18 protein-coding genes and 1 tRNA gene are annotated in these 20,627 nt (G+C 43.6%); 7 read left to right on the plus strand and 12 right to left on the minus strand.

Annotation, left to right across the window (positions count from 1 at the left end; all coding sequences use genetic code 11):
• Nucleotides 1–97: 97 nt before the first annotated feature.
• Nucleotides 98–475: a hypothetical protein gene (locus LKO28_RS02830; RefSeq protein ID WP_227693188.1), complete on the plus strand. Its 378-nt coding sequence runs from the start codon at nt 98–100 to the stop codon at nt 473–475.
• Between the two features lie 9 nt (nt 476–484).
• On the opposite strand, the gene LKO28_RS02835 is transcribed toward LKO28_RS02830, so the two are convergent.
• The 5 genes from LKO28_RS02835 to LKO28_RS02855 form a co-directional block, all read right to left on the minus strand.
• Nucleotides 485–1,375 carry an AraC family transcriptional regulator gene (locus tag LKO28_RS02835; RefSeq protein WP_227693189.1) on the minus strand — a complete coding sequence of 297 codons (891 nt, stop codon included), beginning with the start codon at nt 1,373–1,375 and terminating at the stop codon, nt 485–487.
• A gap of 39 nt (nt 1,376–1,414) precedes the next feature.
• On the minus strand, nt 1,415–3,043 hold the full coding sequence (gene pruA / locus LKO28_RS02840; RefSeq protein ID WP_227693190.1) for an L-glutamate gamma-semialdehyde dehydrogenase: 1,629 nt from the start codon (nt 3,041–3,043) through the stop codon (nt 1,415–1,417).
• 132 nt (nt 3,044–3,175) lie between these two features.
• Nucleotides 3,176–3,706 (minus strand): hypothetical protein, encoded by a 531-nt coding sequence (locus tag LKO28_RS02845; RefSeq protein WP_227693191.1) that lies wholly within the window; start codon nt 3,704–3,706, stop codon nt 3,176–3,178.
• Nucleotides 3,707–3,751: 45 nt separating this feature from the next.
• Nucleotides 3,752–6,130: an endonuclease MutS2 gene (locus LKO28_RS02850; protein ID WP_227693192.1), complete on the minus strand. Its 2,379-nt coding sequence runs from the start codon at nt 6,128–6,130 to the stop codon at nt 3,752–3,754.
• 8 nt (nt 6,131–6,138) lie between these two features.
• Nucleotides 6,139–6,804, minus strand: coding sequence for a DUF4296 domain-containing protein (locus LKO28_RS02855; protein ID WP_227693193.1), 666 nt, complete (start codon nt 6,802–6,804; stop codon nt 6,139–6,141).
• Nucleotides 6,805–6,831: 27 nt separating this feature from the next.
• Between LKO28_RS02855 and LKO28_RS02860 the strand changes: the two genes are divergently transcribed.
• From LKO28_RS02860 to LKO28_RS15500, 4 genes are read left to right on the plus strand one after another with little or no spacing between them, the layout of a single operon-like run.
• On the plus strand, nt 6,832–7,524 hold the full coding sequence (locus tag LKO28_RS02860; RefSeq protein WP_227693194.1) for a YggS family pyridoxal phosphate-dependent enzyme: 693 nt from the start codon (nt 6,832–6,834) through the stop codon (nt 7,522–7,524).
• 7 nt (nt 7,525–7,531) lie between these two features.
• Nucleotides 7,532–8,335: a DUF3298 and DUF4163 domain-containing protein gene (locus tag LKO28_RS02865; protein WP_227693195.1), complete on the plus strand. Its 804-nt coding sequence runs from the start codon at nt 7,532–7,534 to the stop codon at nt 8,333–8,335.
• Nucleotides 8,336–8,344: 9 nt separating this feature from the next.
• A complete protein-coding gene (locus LKO28_RS02870; protein ID WP_227693196.1) occupies nt 8,345–9,619 on the plus strand; it encodes an aspartate kinase in 1,275 nt (424 codons plus the stop codon).
• Nucleotides 9,616–10,803: a THUMP-like domain-containing protein gene (locus tag LKO28_RS15500; RefSeq protein WP_227693197.1), complete on the plus strand. Its 1,188-nt coding sequence runs from the start codon at nt 9,616–9,618 to the stop codon at nt 10,801–10,803. Before LKO28_RS02870 ends, LKO28_RS15500 begins: the two co-directional genes overlap by 4 nt.
• 185 nt (nt 10,804–10,988) lie before the next feature.
• Here LKO28_RS15500 and LKO28_RS02880 read toward each other — a convergent pair whose 3' ends face one another.
• The 7 genes from LKO28_RS02880 to LKO28_RS02910 all read right to left on the minus strand — a co-directional run bounded on the left by LKO28_RS02880 (nt 10,989) and on the right by LKO28_RS02910 (nt 17,294).
• On the minus strand, nt 10,989–11,468 hold the full coding sequence (locus LKO28_RS02880) for a hypothetical protein (RefSeq protein WP_227693198.1): 480 nt from the start codon (nt 11,466–11,468) through the stop codon (nt 10,989–10,991).
• A 608-nt stretch (nt 11,469–12,076) separates the two neighbouring features.
• On the minus strand, nt 12,077–13,108 hold the full coding sequence (gene arsB / locus LKO28_RS02885) for an ACR3 family arsenite efflux transporter (protein ID WP_227693199.1): 1,032 nt from the start codon (nt 13,106–13,108) through the stop codon (nt 12,077–12,079).
• A 3-nt stretch (nt 13,109–13,111) separates the two neighbouring features.
• The gene (locus LKO28_RS02890; protein WP_227693200.1) at nt 13,112–13,726 is read right to left on the minus strand and encodes a protein-tyrosine-phosphatase; all 615 of its coding nucleotides are present in this window, start codon (nt 13,724–13,726) and stop codon (nt 13,112–13,114) included.
• A gap of 19 nt (nt 13,727–13,745) precedes the next feature.
• Complete coding sequence (locus tag LKO28_RS02895) at nt 13,746–14,210, minus strand: DUF6428 family protein (protein WP_227693201.1); 465 nt, start codon at nt 14,208–14,210, stop codon at nt 13,746–13,748.
• 73 nt (nt 14,211–14,283) lie between these two features.
• Complete coding sequence (locus tag LKO28_RS02900; protein ID WP_227693202.1) at nt 14,284–14,616, minus strand: ArsR/SmtB family transcription factor; 333 nt, start codon at nt 14,614–14,616, stop codon at nt 14,284–14,286.
• Nucleotides 14,617–14,958: 342 nt separating this feature from the next.
• Nucleotides 14,959–15,045, minus strand: a tRNA-Ser gene (locus LKO28_RS02905).
• Between the two features lie 95 nt (nt 15,046–15,140).
• Nucleotides 15,141–17,294 carry an HD family phosphohydrolase gene (locus tag LKO28_RS02910; RefSeq protein WP_227693203.1) on the minus strand — a complete coding sequence of 718 codons (2,154 nt, stop codon included), beginning with the start codon at nt 17,292–17,294 and terminating at the stop codon, nt 15,141–15,143.
• 155 nt (nt 17,295–17,449) lie between these two features.
• Between LKO28_RS02910 and rpe the strand changes: the two genes are divergently transcribed.
• A complete protein-coding gene (gene rpe / locus LKO28_RS02915; protein ID WP_227693204.1) occupies nt 17,450–18,130 on the plus strand; it encodes a ribulose-phosphate 3-epimerase in 681 nt (226 codons plus the stop codon).
• A 141-nt stretch (nt 18,131–18,271) separates the two neighbouring features.
• Nucleotides 18,272–20,539 carry an aconitate hydratase gene (locus LKO28_RS02920; RefSeq protein WP_227693205.1) on the plus strand — a complete coding sequence of 756 codons (2,268 nt, stop codon included), beginning with the start codon at nt 18,272–18,274 and terminating at the stop codon, nt 20,537–20,539.
• Nucleotides 20,540–20,627: the final 88 nt, after the last annotated feature.

Consider the following 20,627-nt stretch of genomic DNA (forward strand, 5'->3'; position numbering starts at 1 on the left):
ATAATCCGTAAATTTATGCCCAACGAAGACATGCAAAAAAATAAAAATAGTTCTCCCGTAAAAAATAAATAAAATAGCGAAATCGCAGCAAGCACGTATGATGAAAGGAAAGAAAAAGTTTTGGATAATTGCCGTTGGGCTAATTCTATTATTAGGGTATGGAATTTGGGAAGCGTACAACCAACCATCCATTGCCGATTTGCCCGGTGGTTTTGAAGAAGTAGCCTTCGTTCGGAACGAGCAGAACAAAGGCGGTATTATCCGCATATATGCCGTTTCCGTCAGCGATATGGCCAATGCAAAATACGATGCCTGCGCGGACATGTTCCCGACAAACGATTACGGCAGTATAACGAAAATCTATTTTTTCGACAAGTCCCAACCCTATCCCACCAGCCTGACCATCGACCCGCCGCATTACGATACCGAGCAATACGCCGCGGTGATGATTCTTAAACGAACCGGATCAGAATAAGAAAAAGAACTACCTTTTTCGAGCGTGCGCCGCGATAAATTCTTTGGGGGAAACTTTCATCACCTGCAAAAATACCCGGTTAAAATGAACGGCCGTGTTAAATCCGCAGCGATAAGCCGTTTCCGCGATACTCTCTACCTTTTTATTGACCAGTAGCTGGCACGCGCTCTCGATCCGAATTTCATTAAGAAAAGAAACAAAGGTTTTCTGCGTGTGCTTTTTAAAAAACTTGCAAAATGCCGTGGGCGTTAAGTGCACCACTGCCGCAATCTCTTCGATAGCGATATTCCGCTTATAGTTTTCGAGCGTATATTTAATAACCGTGTTAATACGCAGACCATCCGCATCCGGAAAATTCACCTTACTTAAACCCGAATACATCGAAATAAATTGGTCTTGCTGTTCCACCAAAGCTCTAAACAACTGCAACAATTTGATCAATTTAGAAGGCCCCCCATCGGTTGCCAAGGGTAAAAACAACTCCTTTAAGGGCACAGCAAACCTTGCCGGAAGTAACTTACTCGCATCCAGGCTATACAAAAGAGATTTGATCGCCTGCATTTCCGCCATGTCAAAAAACGGGCGCAACTTTTCGAGCGAGAAAAATAGATGAATAACATGTATTTCTGAGGGCGTCGTAATCCGTTCATCTTTAAAAAACAGATGCGGATCATTCGGTTTGATCAAAAAGATCTGATCCTCCAAACAGGGCCGAATTAAATTCCCCAACATAAAGGCACCACTACCCTTCACGATATACGTAATCTGAAACTCCCGATGTCGGTGATAGTACTCATAAAAATTTGGGGCGGTATTATCCATCACGTAAAAGGCTTCGTCGCCGCGTACGGGTACCGTAAATTCAATGGGTTTTCTTTGCTCTGTTGTTGTCTTCATCATAAAACAGCCCGCGGCTTTATCCGCGGGCCATACGCATTATTAGCCTAAGAACGGATAACGGTAGTCCGTTTCCGCCTGAAATGTCTCTTTAATGGTACGCGGTGATACCCAGCGCAGCAAATTGATCATCGATCCCGCTTTGTCGTTTGTGCCCGATGCCCTCGCTCCACCGAACGGCTGTTGCCCAACGACCGCCCCTGTACACTTATCATTGATATAGAAATTACCCGCTGCATTCCGCAACGCGTAAGTTGCCTCTTCGATAGCATAGCGGCATCGCGATATAACTGCACCCGTCAAAGCATATGCAGAAGTCTTGTCCACCAACTCTAGCGTCGCTTTCCAATCTTCATCCGCATATACGAAAATCGTCAATACCGGGCCAAATAACTCCTCCTGCATCGTTTCATAATCCGCTTTTTTCGCTAGAATCACGGTAGGATGAATAAAATAACCCTGTGATTTATCGTACGTACCGCCGATAATAACCTCCGCATCTGCCGAAGCCTTTGCACGATCGATATAAGACGTAATTTTATCAAACGCCTTTTCATCAATAACCGCGTTGATGAAATTGCTAAAATCCTCCGTACCACCGATTTTGAAAGATGCGATATCCTTTTCCATCCGTCCGCGGAGATCCTCCCATAACGAAGCAGGTATATAAGCACGAGAAGCAGCCGAACACTTTTGTCCCTGATACTCGAAAGCACCCCGAACCAACGCCGTATTCAACACCGCTATATCCGCAGAAGGATGCGCCAAGATAAAATCTTTACCGCCCGTTTCCCCTACGATACGCGGATACGTTTTATAAAGGTGAATATTTTCTCCGATCGCTTTCCAGATATCCTGGAAAACCCCCGTTGAACCCGTAAAGTGAATTCCTGCAAAGTCCGGATGTTTGAAAATAACATCGCCCGCTTCCGTACCTGATACATATACCAAATTGATAACCCCATCCGGAACCCCAGCTTCCCGGAACACCTCCATCACCACGTGCGCCGAATAAATTTGCGCATTAGACGGTTTCCAGACGACGACATTTCCCATCATCGCCACACAAGAAGGCAGGTTTCCGGCAATAGCCGTAAAATTAAAGGGAGTTAATGCAAACACAAAACCCTCCAACGGACGCTGCTCTACCCGGTTCCAGACACCTTTAGCATTCACCGGCGGCTGCTGGCTATATATTTCCGTCATGTAAGCCACGTTAAATCGTAAGAAATCAGCAAGTTCACAAGCCGAATCAATCTCCGCTTGGTACGCATTTTTAGATTGCCCTAACATCGTAGCCGCATTGATTCTATAGCGGTATTTCGTCGAAACCAACTCTGCTGCCTTTAAGAAAATCGCTGCCCGTTGTTCCCAAGAAAGGTTTTCCCAGTTTTCTTTCGCCGCCAACGCCGCATGGATTGCCGCTTCCACGTGATTGCGGGAACCTTTGTGGTAATAACCTAAAACATGTCGATGGTCGTGCGGAGGTGTTAAAACTACCTTATCATCAGTCCGCACCTCTTTCCCACCGATATACATCGGCACATCCACCTCCCTCGCTCGCGCTTCCGCTATAGCTGCTTCCAACAAGGTTCTTTCCTTCGTACCGGGAGCATACGTATTCACGGGCTCGTTAACCGGTACAGGAACATTAAAAAATCCTTTTAACATAATGTGCTCCTTTTAAATTTGAGATAAAGTTACCCATTCTATAGGACCTCAAATTTACGGATTATGTTTTTATATAAACCGATATTGCTAAAATATCGACCAAACAGCAAATATATTGGTAAATATATGTTGTTAATACTTGATTTTAAAACGATCAAAAACTTTAGACCATAACCAAATCGGTCCAATGCTGAGTAAACGCCAAATACCTGCTGGCGGAATATCTGCGGATTCCTTCTTGGCCAGCAGCGTCGTTCCGATAAGGCCGATAATCGCCAGCACCAAACTCACTAACCATACCGCAGGCCCCCCATCGCGCTCCACATATTCCAGTTGCACAATACAAAAACTCATGATACCAATGGTAAATAACATGGCATACGAAAGCGTAGGCGCCAAGCGTAAATACAAATAAATGATGATCGCAATATAAAAAGACCCCCAATTTAGGAAAGTATCCATATTCATCCGAACCAAGAAATCCAGCTTAGGAAACGGAATCATCCAGACTAATCCCATCACGCCAAAAAACGCTAAAGCAATACATAGTGCATATGCGATTTTATTGCCCGATATAAAGGTCCGGTCCATTTCGTAAAAAATACGTTCAATCGGTCGCTCAAATACAGGCGTTTTAACGGCTTTTTTCTTTTTCTTGTTCATAGCGCAAAGGTACGAATAACCTAAAAGATTTTAACACAACAGTACCTACTCAATATAGGCATACGTAATACCATCTCCTCCACGATCCGCATGCTCATCTTCAAAATGCGATACATGGCTATATTTACGCAAATAATCGCGGATAAATTTACGGAGAATACCATCCCCCTTACCATGGAGAATCTTTAAAGACGGATAACCGATCATTACCGCCCGGTCGAGTACAGTCTCCAACTGTCGCAAAGCATCATCCGTCCGCATCCCCCGCACGTCTAGCTCCGGCTGAAAATCTGCCGCAGACGCTGTCGAAATACCCTTATGCCGCTTAACCACTCGCGCCTTTTCTTTCTCCTGCAATTTAACCACCTTATTTTTCTTAACCACCGTACGCAGCTCGCCCAGCGCCAAGATCAAATTATTCCCCTTTGCAACCTCCATAACCTGCGCTTCCGTATCCGCCCCCAAAATTTTCACCCAATCCCCCACCTGGATAGACTCATCCGCCGTTTGCACCTTCGCTGCCGGCGTCGCAACAGGTTTCTTTTCAGCATGCTTATCCATCTCCGCATGCAGACGGTGGCGTATCTGCTTTGTTTTTTCCTTATCCGCCTGCACCGATTTAATTTCCGCCACGGTATTTTCTACCAATTTATTCGCATCCTTCAAAATCTGACGCGCATCTTCTTTCGCTTGCCGGATAATCTGCTTCTTATTTTCCTCGAGATATTGTTGCAGACCTTCATACTCTCCCTTTAACCGCTCCAATTCCCGCTCCCTGAGTGCGATAGCCGTCTTCGTATCGTAAATCGCCTTTTTATCCCGTTCCAGATCAACCAATAACGTATCCACTTTTTTCTGCTGCGTACCAATCTTCTCCTTTGCAGCCGCCAGAATAGCCTTACTTAAACCGATTTTCTGCGCAATTTCAAACGCGTAAGAGCTACCCGGTTTGCCCACCTGTAATACATACAAAGGCCGCATCGCCACATTATCGAAGAGCATTGAGGCATTCTCCAACCCTTCCGTATTACTCGCAAACACCTTTAGGTTAGAGTAATGCGTTGTTATTACCCCGCGCACTTCTTTCTTGTTTAAAGCTTCCAACACCGATTCCGCGATCGGCCCGCCAAATAAAGGATCTGTTCCCGTACCAAACTCATCGATCAGCACCAAGGTTCGCCCATTTGCAAATTCCGTAAAGTGCTTCATTTTAGACAGATGCGCACTGTAAGTACTCAGATCACTCTCGATAGACTGATCGTCACCGATATCGGCAAATATCTGGCGGAACACCCCCACTTTAGACGTTGCTTCGGCCGGAATAAGCAGTCCCGACTGCACCATCAACTGAAGCAAGCCTACGGTTTTCATACACACCGATTTCCCGCCCGCATTAGGCCCCGACACCAAGATCACCCGATCGTGCTGATCAATTTTAATATTCAAAGGAACCACCGGTGAATGATTCTCTTTGCGCGCATTCAACAGCAATAAGGGGTGCCGCGCATTTCGCAAATTAATCTCCGCCTCTTTAGATAACTCTGGCATATCCGCCTCCATATCAATCGCAAACAATGCCTTTGCACGCACAAAATCCAGTTTGCTCAACAAACCATGATAAGCCAACAGCAAAGGTACATGCGGACGCAACTCCGTCGTCAATTCCGTTAAAATACGAACCACTTCCCGCCGGCGTTCAAACGCCAAATCCCTCACCTTATTATTTAAGTGAAAAACCTCTTCCGGCTCAATATAAGCAGTTTGTCCGGTCGCAGACTCATCATGTATAAAGCCTTTCACTTTTCGCTTATTTTCAGCGAGTATCGGAATACACAAACGTCCGTCACGGATCGTTAAATTACCATCCGCTGTCCAGCCACTATTTTGTGCCTGCTTAAATACCTGATCAATACGCTTACGCGCTTCCTGCTCACTCTTGAGAATCTGTTGCGTTAAATCTAATAGCAAACGAGAAGCATTATCCTTCATCTTGCCCCGGTCATCTATTACCGTTTCGATACTACGGATAACCTGCTTTTCGATAGGAAGGTGCTCGAATAGTAATTCCAAATGGACATACTGCCCCTCTCGCTCGTTAAAATAACGAATAATAGCATACACCGTACGCAAGGAAAGCAAAATACGGTGAAACTCATCCTCGGCCAAAAAAGCCCCCTCAATACGAGCCTTTTCCGCCAGCGGCTTTATGGGGTATAAATGATCCACCGGCAAAGGAGCATCATTCAATAATAAATCCTTAAACTCCTGTGTTTGACGAAGAAACCTATCAATCTGCTCAAGCTTTACCTGCGGTTGAATTTTCTCCACCATCTCCCTGCCGGATTCACTCAAACATTTATCTTTAATTAGCGTTTTAATTTCACTAAAACCTAATTTATCTAGTGCATTTTTTGGGAAAATCATAAAATTACTTAATTATCCAGCGGCTCCTCTTCTATTCTTTTCGGTATTTCTGTAACCGTCCCCTCCGTTATCGGCGTTGGCGGTGCCGGCAACGGAATATCAGGCTGGTACGGCCGTATGGCATATAGTCCTGCACCATTCATAAAATCATGCTGATGCACTTGATAGGTTAATGGTACCGTATCCAGTTCCACGACCAATATTAGTCTATGCGCATCCTCTTTCAAGCGTTCATACCACCGTACAACCCGTAGACTATCGGTTACCTGGGCGTTCCGGATAGAGTCTGCACGTCGGTATTCGTCCTCATAGCCATTTATTTTCTCCGTCACATCTACATACAACTCCTTAGACACCATTGGATTACCTAAATAATAATCAACATTCTCTTTAAACCGAACCGAATCAATACCATATTTATCAAACAGCGTTCCATACAAACTCCCGATCACGCGACGCGTACTATCTACCGGCAGCGTATTTAGATAACCATCCAGCAGGTGTACATCCGTCATCAAATCCGCCATCACTTTTTCCGAAAGGATTCCCTTCGGTTCGGATCTTTTACAGGAAATCATCAAAAAAAACGACGACAATAAAATAAGTATTAAGCGCTGCATTTCGTAAGTTTGTACAAAATTACAAAAAGGCATCCTAATAACCGCTTTTTTCATTTTCTGAACTTTTGAATTTACACCGAAATGAGTATTGCAGCAAATATTGAATCTTTACAAATCGACCTCAAACCCATCGGCGTTACCCTTATTGCCGTCTCCAAAACGAAATCTAACGAAGAGATTATGGAAGCATACGATGCCGGCCAACGCCTATTTGGCGAAAATCTTGTACAGGAGATGGTAGAGAAATACGAAGCTTTACCAAAGGATATCGAGTGGCACCTAATTGGCCATCTGCAAAGCAATAAAGTTAAATATATCGCTCCTTTTGTATCGATGGTGCAATCCGTAGATTCGCTAAAAGTTGTAAAAGAAATCAACAAACACGCCACTAAGCACAATCGAGTAATCGACTGCCTTTTGCAAATACACATCGCCGACGAAGCCACCAAGTTTGGATTCGATCACGCTGAATTGATCGAGATGTTGCGGGACGAGGATTTTCAAAGCCTGCAAAACATCCGTATCCGTGGGCTGATGGGCATCGCCACCAATACCGAGAACGAAAAAGTCATCAAAGAGGAATTTTATGAGCTAAAAATGCTTTTCGATGGCGTTAAAGCGAGTTTCTTTCGAAAAGAAGACAGCTTTGACACCTTATCGATGGGCATGTCGTCCGATTACAACCTCGCTATAGAAAAAGGTGCCAATATGGTTCGTTTAGGAAGCACCGTTTTCGGAAAACGCGTTATCAAACATTATAAAGTAAAGGAGTAACGCGTACATGACAAAAAACTTAACATACAGCATCTTACTGACCACACTATTAGTCACCTACGGTTGTGGACAGCGAAACGGAGCAACCGACAGCAAGCTGTTGGATTCCCTCCAACAAGAAAATGATACGCTGAAATACCACATCACGACCTTTAAAGAGATCAGTCCTTACTTTTCCGGTGATGGCACAAACGTCGACACCACGTATTATGCCGCACGCTATCCCGTATTTTCGCCGGAAATCGACTCCTTAGTGCGGGATGCGATCTTCGTAGACGGTGAGCATAGCCCCGTTCAGATTGCAGAAAGTTTCTTGGGCGGATTTAACGAATATGCCGAAGAACAGCTCGCAAACGAGGACAATTCCTTACATGCGTGGTTCCGAAACCAAAACTGTGAAGTCGTTTTAAATGTACCCGGTTTCCTGACACTCCAGAACGTCATTAGTGAATATACCGGTGGTGCCCACGGCATAGAGGTCGAAATATGGTCTAACTACGACCTACTGGACAAAAAGAAACTGACTTTGGCCGATCTATTCCAAGACACGCTTGCGCTGAACCAGATTGTGGAAACCTATTTTAGAGAACAGGAACAGCTCAGCGACACCAGCTCCTACGGAAACCATTATTTTTTTGATGATGAAACCTTTAGATTGGCTGATAATTTTGGTTTAACACCCGGCGGAGTATTATTTCATTATAACCCCTATGAAATCAAATCTTACGCCGAGGGTCCGACAAAGCTCTTGGTACCCTATGATGCGCTAGAAGCGATAATGACGGAAAAAGCAAAAAAACTATTAAAATAACCTGTTGGCATGCAAGTATTTAAATTTGGTGGTGCATCAGTAAAAGACGCGGATAGTATCCGAAATGTAGCCCATATTGTAACACAGTATAAAACGAGCGAGTTAGTCGTTGTCGTCTCTGCCTTAGGTAAAACCACCAATGCATTAACCGAAGTTACCCAGCATTTTATTGACCAAACCGGACAAGCCTTTGCTTTATTGGACAAGGTAAAAGTGGCTCATCAACAGATTTTGGTTACGCTCTTCGGCACTTCCGATCACCCTGTTTTTGACGATATCGCCAATTGCTTCGTAGAAATCGAATGGATTCTAGAAGAAGAACCGCAGGATCCTTACGATTACCTCCACGACCAGATTGTCTCGACGGGGGAAATCGTATCTTCCAAGATCTTGGCTGCGTACTGCACACATATCGGCCTGCCGATCAAATGGATAGATGCACGGGATTACATCTTTACAGACAATACCTATCAGGAGGCCGAGGTGGACTGGGAGAAAACAGAAAACAAAATTCGCCGTGAACTGCCTACCCTGCTCGACGAGCAGATCCTTATCACACAAGGATTCATCGGTTCCACCTCCGAAAATTTCACCACAACACTAGGTCGGGAGGGTTCTGATTACTCCGCCGCTATCTTCGCCGCCTGCCTACAAGCAGACGATGTAACGATCTGGAAAGACGTACCGGGCGTCCTCAATGCTGATCCTAAGTGGTTTAACCCCACCGAACTCATTTCGGAAATGTCCTATACCGATGCCATCGAATTGACCTATTACGGTGCCACCGTTATCCATCCCAAGACCATCAAACCGCTTCAGAATAAAAAGATCACCCTGAATGTACGATCCTTCGTGCATCCCGAAGAGCCCGGAACACTGATCCGCACCACGAATAACGGCCTATGTATTCCATCTTTTATATTCAAGGTAAATCAGGTCTTTGTGCGTATACAACCGCGGGACTTTTCCTTCATCGTAGAAGATAACCTAAGCCACATATTTAACCTGTTTCATAGCCATCGGATAAAAATCAATATGATGCAAAACAGTGCCATCAGCTTTTTTGTCAGCATTGACGATACCGGTTCTAATATCGATAACCTACTGGAAGACCTGGAAAAACGCTATAAGGTCAACGTAGAAAAAGGTTTGGAACTTATTACGATTCGCTATTACAACCAAGAGACGATCGATCGCGTATTGGTCAATAAAGAAATCATCCGAGAACTAAAAGACAGTTACACCTGCCAGCTTCTAGTCAAAAATAAGACAAGCACATCGTGAACAAGCATATTTTAGCCACTGAAGTCCAAACGTTTATCCGGCAGCACGCTGGCGAAGACGTCAGCCGTATTGCCCTAAAAAAGAGCCCATTCGAGGAGGTCTCCTCTTCCGAACTCGCTCAGCAGGTACACGGCAGGCAGAAGGTGAGCCACAAAATACCCGAATGGCTCGAAGCAGACCACAGCCTGTATTTCCCAGAAAAGCTAAACCTAGAACAATGCTCTTCTGCGAAAACCGGGCAGTTCAAAGCCTCCCTCGTTGCTGCTGACTGTACTTTACTAGATTTAACAGGTGGATTTGGCGTAGATAGCTATTACTTCGCACAACAAGCAAAAAAAGTAACCCATTGCGAGATCAATCCCGAGCTCTCCCGAATCGTGGCGCACAACTTTCAGGTATTGGGCGTGGCCAACGTACAATTCCACCGTGGCGACAGTCTGGCGATCCTAACCTCATCCGATGAGCGGTATGACTACATTTATACCGATCCATCAAGACGCGTAAAAAATCAAAAGGTCTTCCGGCTAGAAGATTGCGAGCCGAACATCGTCTCGCATCAATCCTTATTTTTTTCCCATTCGGATACGCTCTTGACCAAACTAGCCCCGCTGCTTGATATCACGGGAGCATTAGCGGCATTGCCACATGTGAAAGAAGTGTATGTTATCAGCATAGCCAATGACTGTAAAGAACTATTGTTTGTGCAGCAGAAATCTTTTCAAGGCATCCCGACCATACATGCCGTGCGGCTGTCGGCCGCCCACCCATCTATCTTCACGTTTACTTATCAGCAGGAGAAAGAAGCAGCACCGAGCTGGGGAGCACCGACCAACTTTCTCTACGATCCTGACGTGGCCATTACCAAAGCCGGTGCCTTTAAATCAGTTGCCACGGCTTTCGATCTACAGAAACTTCATCCCCACAGCCATCTCTATACCAGTGATAAATTGGTTGCTGCCTTTCCCGGGCGCATCTTCAATATACAACAGGTGGTTCCATTTTCCATCTTTAAAAAGAACGTAGTCATCAGCAAAGCGAATGTCGTAACCAAAAACTTTCCGTTGAAAGTAGAAGATATCCGTAAGAAGTTCAAAATTAAAGATGGCGGCGAAGATTTTCTATATTTCACAACGTTGCATGATGAGCAGTTGGTGGTTATTTATGCGCGGCGAAATACGCAGTAGCCTTTTGTCAATTTAAAAAAGTCTTACCATTCCTCCTAATTTCATTTCTTCCATCCGTTACGGCTGTATATTCCATTTCCTGATAACGGAAGCTAAACTACAAACCCTCCGCACGAAAAAACAATAATGAGACAAAATGAGACTATTTAGTAATTAGCCTACCAAAAAACGCTTACGTATGGTTATTATTCGGAAATTGTTCGCTGAAAACCGCAGGAAGCTTCGAGATTGCCAGGAGACTTCTCCGGCGTTTTTCGGGTATTCTTCGGGTGTTCTTCGACTGGCAGTCGAAGAACACCCGAAGAAGTGTCGAACAACAGTCGAACCGGACTCGAACAGCTGTCGAAGCGCAGTCGAAGCCTTCCCGAAGCCGTCTCGAAGCAGCCTCGAACAGCAGTCGAAGCAGAGTCGAACAACAGTCGAACAGCAGTCGAAGCAGAGTCGAACAACAGTCGAACAGCAGTCGAAGAAATTGCTTTAAATAGTCTTACTTGCGGACATAGCATATCAAGCTGATAACATAATAAACAAACTCCTTTCCATTGTATTGCTATGCATGGCGCTATTTGTCCAATTCGCCTACGATAAAGTTCCAGATTGAGGTAATAGGCAGTTCTGGTAAGTCGTTCTATGGTTTCGGTCGGTCGGGAGGTGGTGTAAGCCATACATAAATTCGGCTCATCACCTTAAAATATATATTTATTTGAGGCACCATGCACTTTTCACCTTAAAATACACAGATTGGCAGTTATCAACCTTAAAATATTCTAATTTTTAAGGTAACAGGGTGTTTTTGACCTCAGAACTAGAGGGAATAAATCGGCAAACCTTAAAATCAGCACTTTTCGGGGGTCTAAGGGATCAGTAACTGGAGGCATATACCGAGTACTAGGATTAAATTGTTGGCGGTGAACAGTTGTTTTTTTGATAAATTGATTGGCTCGATTGAAGCTCCCGCGGAGAGAGCGGGATTGGTTCAGCCCCCTAGCGCCAACCAGAACCCTGAACCCACTGGTCCGAAACTCTAATCCTTTTTTGGAAGATTTGAGACGATTGAATCAACTAAAAGACAGTCCGTACCAATCTGATATACCCGTGAAAAATGTTAATCAATTTAAACCTAAACAGTCTCATGAAATAGACCTAACCAAAACTTGCTTATAGAAATTATACTTCAAATTATAATCATCTATATCTTGGGATTAGCGGTATAACATTGGAATATTATCACAGAAATATGGGATAGCATTATTAAATACGTCTAAACCTGACTTCAATCATCGTGTTTTTTCTTTAACCACAAACTAGCCTTTACTAACAGTATCAATACTGGCACTTCCACAAGAGGGCCGATAACACCCACAAATGCCTGTGGTGAATGAATACCGAATATTGCAATAGATACAGCTATCGCTAACTCAAAATTGTTTCCTGTGGCGGTAAATGCGATGGATACGTTTTTATCATAGGGAACGTTCAAGGATTTGTTCAAAAAGAAGCTGACGAAAAACATCAGCACGAAGTAAATGATTAACGGTACAGCGACCTTTACGACATCCATCGGTAACTCCAATATTTTATCACCTTTCAGACTGAACATCAATACAATTGTAAACAGCAACGCATATAAGGTAATTGGCGATATTTTGGGTATGAACTTTCTATTGTACCATTCTATACCCTTCGACTTTGTAAGTGCATAACGGCTAATAAAACCTGCGAAAAAAGGAATACCTAAATAAATCAGTACGCTTTCGGTTACATCTTTCATTGATACGCTTACATTGAAGTTGGCTAAGCCTAATTTGTTTGGCAATACATTGATGAACAGCCAAACAAAGAAACTATAGCTTATTATCTGAAAGATACTGTTCAGTGCGACCAATAATGCCGTATATTCCCTGTTCCCTTTTGCCAAGTCACTCCATACGATGACCATTGCGATACATCTTGCCAAGCCAATAAGTATCAGACCTGTCATATATTCGGGTTCGTTCCGTAGGAACAGAACGGCTAAACCAAACATCAATACCGTACCGATAACCCAATTCAGCAATAAAGATATGCCGATTACTTTGGTGTCCTTAAATGCTTTGGGCAACAGTGAATAATCAACCTTAGCCAACGGTGGGTACATCATCAGTATCAGACCAATCGCCAAAGGGATATTGGTCGTGCCTACGGATAGGGCATCGGTAGCATTGGAAATGCTCGGAAAGAAATGCCCCAACCCGATGCCTGTCGCCATCGCAAGAAATATCCATAAGGTAAGGTAACGGTCAAGGAATTTTAGTTTCGGTTGCATCGGCTAACTTTTAACCATTGAAAAAACATAGAATATCTCCTGAGCTATCTGCAAACTCCTTTCGCTATATACCTGTGCCTGTTCGGGCAAGCCGTCCGACATCTTGGGGTCTTCAAATGTAATGGGTATTCGTTTTTCCGCACCTGCGATGAAAGGGCACCCGCCGTCTGCTTGCGAACAGGTCATAATCGCGGCAAATGCCGATGTAGGATTGAAAGGACTATCGTATTTTTTGGAAAACCCAATGATGGGCAACGCATTATCGCTGTATTTTATGGCATATACAGGATTATTGCTTTCCTCAATCTTGAAAATATTAAATCCTTGATTGGTCAATGTTTCCGATACTTTCGGGAACAGTGCCGTTTCTTCCGTACCACCCGAATAGCAATGCACATTCGGAATATTGAAGTATGCACTCGCAACTTGCGCCCATATTTGTGCTAAATGGCTTCTGCGTGAATTATGCGTACAGATAAAATTGAGGTTTATATCCGCTCCGCTGTTCGTTTTTTGCTGTATAAAGTCTATCAGCGGTTGCAGTATCGTTGTGCGCTCTTCGCTTACGGTCTGGACGTCAATAATCCCCTTTATGGTTTCAGCTAAATTCTTATACATTACAGTTGGTCTTTAGTGTTTAGCAGCATCCTGAATTAGGCGTACAGCATGTGCTGCTCAACTCCGATAATTTTATTTTTTGTTTCTCCGCAGGGATACCACAAGCATCGCTTGCTAAACAAGCCGTCTGTTTGTTCTTTAGGATAAAGTACTTTCCGTCAAAACCCAAGTCAAACTTGCCAATCGTTTCATTTTGGTATTCCACCTCTATCTCGGCATCTTCGATGCCCAATTTTTCTTCCGACAGCTTGATAATGTTCAATAGCTTGGTCGGCTTTAGTCTGTGTTCGAAATCGTTGGCATCCCACAATTGGAAGTTTACCACCTTCTCTGTACGGACTACGCCTCCGCAATCAATAAAATGTTTGGTAATCTGTCCTACTTCCGTAACGTGGAAGTGTTCGGGAACAGATGTTCCGTCCGCTAACTGAAATTCAACATTGTCCAATGTTGGTAGGATTTCTTTGATATTTGATAGTTTCATAAAAGAAAGTAAGATTTGAAAATTTACATTAGTTATATATTGCAATATTACGATGATAAGGCTCAAAAAAATATTATGAACAGCAACTGGTTACTTTTACATTTTGATTGAAGAACGTATTAAACTCCTCTTGGACTTGTTTCCATAGTTTTTCATCAATGCAATAGCATACGGATCTTCCCTCGATTGTTCCTTGAATGATGCCCATGTTCTTTAACTCTTTTAAATGTTGTGAAATTGTAGCTTGTGCCAATCCCAATTCATCGACCAAATCATTGCAGATACAGGCTTTCTGATTGATGATGTATTGTAGAATGGCAACTCTTGCCGGATGCCCTAAGGCTTTAAAAAAAACAGCCAACTTGTTCTGTTCGTCTGTAAATATTTCTGATTTTGTAAGCCCCATTATCCTTACCTTAACATCGCAATATTACGATAATAAGTTTAAACTTAGAAAGAGTTTAGTGATTTTTTTTAAAGCAACCAAAGCCCTGAACCTTCTTCGGATCGAACCCTGCGGGTTCTCATCCCGCCGCGAGCAGGGCAACAAAGCTTAGCAACAAAAAAAGCTCCAACCTTTCGATTGAAGCTTTTGCGCGGAGAGAGCGGGATTGGTTCAGCCCCACACCCCCCAACCAAAGCCCTGAACCTTCTTCGGATCGAACCCTGCGGGTTCTCATCCCGCCGCGAGCAGGGCAGCAAAACTTAGCAATAAAAAAAAGCTCCAACCTTTAGATTGAAGCTTCTGCGGAGAGAGCGGGATTCGAACCCGCGGTACCGTTTCCAGTACGACAGTTTAGCAAACTGTTCCTTTCGGCCACTCAGGCACCTCTCCTCATTTGAGTAGTGCAAACATAACGCAAATATTTTAATCCGCAAAGCTTTAAAATCGTTTTTTTATCAAAAACCAATAAACATCTGAGGCTCAATTTAATTTTTTATATCACCTGTCGAAACGACCGTTTTCTTGTTGACATCATAGTCAATCCGTACATGGTAGATGCTCTTCAACATGGACTTGAAAATGTCTGAAACCTCCATGATATCGCGCATCGTGATATCTGAATTAATGAACTGGCGCTGGGTTATTTTATACTCCACGATTTTATCGACAAGATTATTGACGGATTCTTCTGTATGCTCTTTTAGCGCACGGGAGGCCGCTTCTACCGAATCGGCGATCATCAGCACGGCCGTTTCCTTAGAGAAGGGAACTGGTCCGGGATAGCGAAACAAATTTTCGTCTATCAATTTATCCGGATTGTTCTTGACGGCCATATTGTAAAAGTAATCGACTTTTGTGGTGCCGTGGTGGGTGCGTATGAAGTCGATAATCACCTCGGGGAGCTGGTTTTTCCGTGCCATTTCCATGCCCTTATGCACATGCGAGATGATGATTTGGGCGGATTGCTCCGGCGTAAGTTCCTCATGGGGATTGGCTTCGGTTTTCTGATTCTCGATAAAAAAGCGGGGATTGGACATCTTACCGATATCGTGATATAATGCTCCTGCCCGAATAAGCAAGGGATTTCCGCCTATCTTATAAATAGCTGCCTCTGCCAGATTCGCCACCTGTAGGGAGTGCTGAAAAGTGCCGGGCGCTTTAAGCGATAACTCCCTTAATAAGCGGGAGTTACTATTGGTCAACTCCATCAGTGTAAGATCGGAAACAATACCAAACAAGCGTTCGAATGCATATATTAAGGGGTAAGCTAAAAGCGTCAAGCCTACGCTTACAATAAAAGGAACAATATCTGTCCAATAAATGGTACTGATAGAACCGTTACGTGTCAAAACCAAACCGACATATGCAATGATATAGGTGGCTAATATGATAAGTGATGAGACTAAGAATTGCTCCCTTTTAACTAAGGTTCGGATACTATAGATCGCAACCATTCCGGTCATAAATTGCAAAAACACAAACTCAAAACTATTCGGTACAAAGAGCGCAGCCAACAAAACCATCAACAGGTGGATATTGAGTGCGACGCGGGTATCAAACAATACCCGAAAGATAATGGGAACGCTACAATATGGGATATAGTAGAGGTTCGGGATCTTCATGTTGATGGCCCAAGAAAGCACGCCCAACATACATATAATTACGATCAAGATGATAAAGAGCAGCCTGTTGCTTTCAAAAATAGTGGATCTAAAGAAGTATAGGAATACCATGAGCAGGGATACACACATCGAAATGACCACGAATTGGCCAAGCGTGACATACCCTTGATTGCCGCTGATTCGCGCCTCATCTTCAAACACTTTGCGTAAGGATGCAAGTTTTTGATAGGTCTCGTTACTGATAATTTTATCTTTCTCCGCAACAAGCTCCCCCTTTTGTACCATTCCGCGTGTACTTGAAATATTGGCCAAGGCATTCTGTTCCGCTTTGTTCGTGAGATTCTCATTAAATATATAATTGATCGTGACGTAATTTTTAAGCGTTTCCGCTAGCCAGGTCTTTTGATCAATTTTGTTATTTCGAGAAAGATTACTTTCCACATAGTCGTTGGCTGATTCGATGGTAAAAATATCAGCTGTATTTTTTTGCTGCGCCACATTGTCCTGTAACAGCGTGAAATTATATTCACTTTGTGATTGATCGACCTCCTCGGCATCCAACCCCTTGTTTTGATAGCGATTATTGAGGGAAATAACCCCCCGATTGTAAATATAATTGAGCAGTGCATTGCCGACAGCCCTGTAGGTTTCTTTATCCTGAGCGGATACCGAATCCATATGGGCTATCTCCCACTTCTCCCCGATGTCTATGTTAAACTGGTCAATTTGTTCTTTGCTGACAGTCGCGTTTAAATTGTAGATCGGCTGTACCGTTCGCAGAATCTGCTCCTTATCCTTATTTAACTCCTCCTGCGTTTTTAAAATAGCAAAGTTATAGGGAGATACGAGATTCTCGTGATTCCATACCTTCCCTTTCTCAAACTCGTATCGAAAACGCGGCTGTTTAGGCAGGAAAATACAAATCAATACAATTGCCAAAATAATCATGGCAGCTTTCACTATCAAAGAATTGTTTTGATGCTTATCACGAAGGTAGTTGATCTTGAGTTTAGCCACTTGCTTATTGTTTTGATGCTCTTTTATAGTTTTAAACAAACCTAAATAAAATGCGTTGAATTCACGAACCTAATTTTTTAACAGACTCGTGTAGACTTCTAAAAATAAACAAAACGCATCATAAACTTCTGTATCTTTGCAAAAAACACAACAACATGTCTATAACAAATCACCTGATAGCTCCGTCTGTTTTGGCGGCTGATTTTGCGAGACTCTATGAGGATATTCAAGTCGTCAATAATAGTGAAGCAGATTGGTTTCACATTGATATTATGGACGGTGTTTTCGTTCCCAATATCTCTTTTGGTTTCCCCGTTATGCAAGCTATCGCTAAACATGCAGCTAAGCCGTTGGACGTACATTTGATGATTGTCGATCCAGATCGCTATCTAAAACAATGTAAAGATTCCGGCGCTTCCGTGATCACCGTACATTACGAGGCTTGCACGCATCTCCATCGTACGCTGGCCGCTATTAAAGAACTGGGATGCAAAGCCGGCGTGGCTTTAAACCCGCATACACCGGTGGGTTTGCTGAAGGATATTATTCAGGATATTGACCTGGTATGTATTATGTCGGTCAACCCGGGTTTCGGCGGGCAAAAGTTTATCGAACAGACGTACGCGAAGATCAAAGAACTTCGGGCATTGTCGGCAGGGATAAACGATAGTTTAATGATTGAAATAGATGGCGGAGTTGGCACACACAATGCTGCCCGACTATTGGAAGCGGGGGCGGATATTTTAGTGGCAGGAAGCAGCGTTTTTGCGGCTCAAGATCCCGTAGAGGCTGTTCGGCTGTTGAAAAATGTGTCGCCAATGACGAAGCACGCCTAACTTGTTTGGATTTATTCCAAATTAGGAGTTAGACAGGTTTAAAGCTGTTTTAAACCTATTCTTTTTGTATTTTTGCTCTGATTGAAAAATCAGGCAACTGATTTAATTATAATAAAGTACATCAAATAATTAATTAAATAAATGGCTTTTGATATAGAAATGATTAAGAAGGTTTATAGCCAGTATGACGCGCGCATCGCTGCGGCACGTCAGGTGGTAAATAAGCCTTTGACACTATCAGAGAAAATTTTATATGCTCACTTGTGGGCAGGAAATGCAAGCGAAGCTTATGAGCGCGGTGCTTCATACGTAGATTTTGCTCCCGATCGGGTTGCTATGCAAGATGCTACGGCACAGATGGCTTTGTTGCAGTTTATGCAAGCTGGGCGTCCTAAAGTAGCTGTACCTTCTACCGTTCACTGTGATCACTTGATCCAGGCGAGAGATGGTGCTGAGCAAGATTTGACACGTGCAAAAAACGAAAGTTCGGAAGTATTTAACTTCTTATCTTCCGTTTCTAATAAATATGGAATAGGCTTCTGGAAACCAGGCGCAGGTATTATCCACCAAGTTGTTTTAGAAAACTATGCTTTTCCGGGCGGAATGATGATCGGAACGGATTCTCATACAGTGAATGCCGGTGGTTTAGGTATGGTGGCTATCGGTGTTGGTGGTGCAGATGCTTGTGATGTGATGGCTGGTTTACCATGGGAACTAAAATTCCCGAAATTGATCGGTGTGAAATTAACCGGTAAACTATCGGGATGGGTAGCTCCTAAGGATGTTATCTTGAAAGTTGCTGGTATCTTAACGGTAAAAGGTGGTACAGGCGCAATCGTTGAATATTTTGGCGAAGGTGCAGAATCACTTTCCTGTACAGGTAAAGGTACGATTTGTAACATGGGTGCGGAAATCGGCGCGACAACATCGACATTTGGTTATGACGAATCCATGGAGCGTTATTTAAGAGCTACTGGGCGTGCGGATGTAGCAGATGCTGCAAATGCGATCAAACACCACTTGACAGCAGACGCTGAGGTTTACGCAAATCCAGAGCAATATTTTGATCAATTAATCGAAATCAACTTATCGGAGTTAGAACCTTCTTTGAATGGTCCGTTCACGCCAGATTTGTATACACCAGTTTCGCGCATGCGTGAAGAAGCTGAGAAGAATGGCTGGCCACTAAAAGTAGAATGGGGATTGATTGGTTCTTGTACGAACTCTTCTTACGAAGATTTATCTCGTGCTGCTTCTATTGCCAAGCAAGCCATCGATAAAGGGCTGGAAACAAAAGCCGAGTTCGGTATCAACCCGGGTTCGGAGCAGGTGCGCTACACCGCGGATCGTGATGGTTTCTTGAAAACGTTTGAAGACTTGAACGCAACGATCTTTACGAATGCTTGTGGTCCTTGTATCGGTATGTGGGATCGTGCGGGTGCAGATAAACAAGAAAAAAATACGATCGTTCACTCGTTCAATAGAAACTTCGCGAAGCGTGCGGATGGTAACCCCAATACCTTTGCATTTGTAACCTCTCCTGAGATGGTTGCTGCCATTGCAATTTCGGGTAACTTAGGCTTCAACCCTGTTACAGACACCTTGATCAATAAAAACGGTGAGCAGGTAAAATTGGATCCACCTACAGGGGATGAATTGCCAGCAAAAGGTTTTGATGTGGAAGACCCTGGATATCAGGCGCCAGCAGCAGACGGATCTAGCGTAACCGTAGATGTATCGCCCACCTCTGATCGTCTTCAGTTATTAGAGCCATTCTCAGCATGGGAAAAAACAGATCTCCGTGGATTGAAACTTTTGATAAAAGCCAAAGGTAAATGTACAACCGATCACATTTCGATGGCAGGTCCTTGGTTGAAATATAGAGGTCATTTGGATAATATTTCCAATAACATGTTGATCGGTGCGGTTAACTACTTTAACGATAAAACAGATTTTGTTAAAAATCAGTTGACAGGCGAATATGGAGCGGTACCTGCGACGCAGCGTGCTTACAAAGCAGCTGGCATTGGTTCGATCGTTGTCGGCGATGAAAACTACGGTGAGGGCTCTTCTCGTGAACACGCTGCCATGGAACCTCGTCATTTAGGCGTACGTGCGGTGTTAGTAAAATCGTTTGCTCGTATCCACGAAACCAACTTGAAAAAACAAGGTATGTTGGGTTTAACGTTTCATGACAAAGATGATTACGACAAAATCCAAGAGAATGATACCATCGACATCGTTGGCTTAACGGAGTTCGCTCCTGGAAAACCATTGACAATTGTGTTAAATCACGCGGACGGCACGCAAGAGAGCATCTTAGCAAACCATACGTATAATGCACAGCAGATTGAGTGGTTTAAAGCTGGTGGCGCGTTGAATATTATTCGTGCAAACCAAGCATCATAAATTTAGGTGACAAGCCAAATGAAAGCCGCAGTTCTTGTAAGAGGATTGCGGCTTTTTAATTGGCCTTGTTTTGCCTTAAAGATTATTG

Source organism: Sphingobacterium sp. FBM7-1 (assembly GCF_020687765.1).
In the GTDB taxonomy this organism is placed as follows: Bacteria; Bacteroidota; Bacteroidia; order Sphingobacteriales; family Sphingobacteriaceae; genus Sphingobacterium.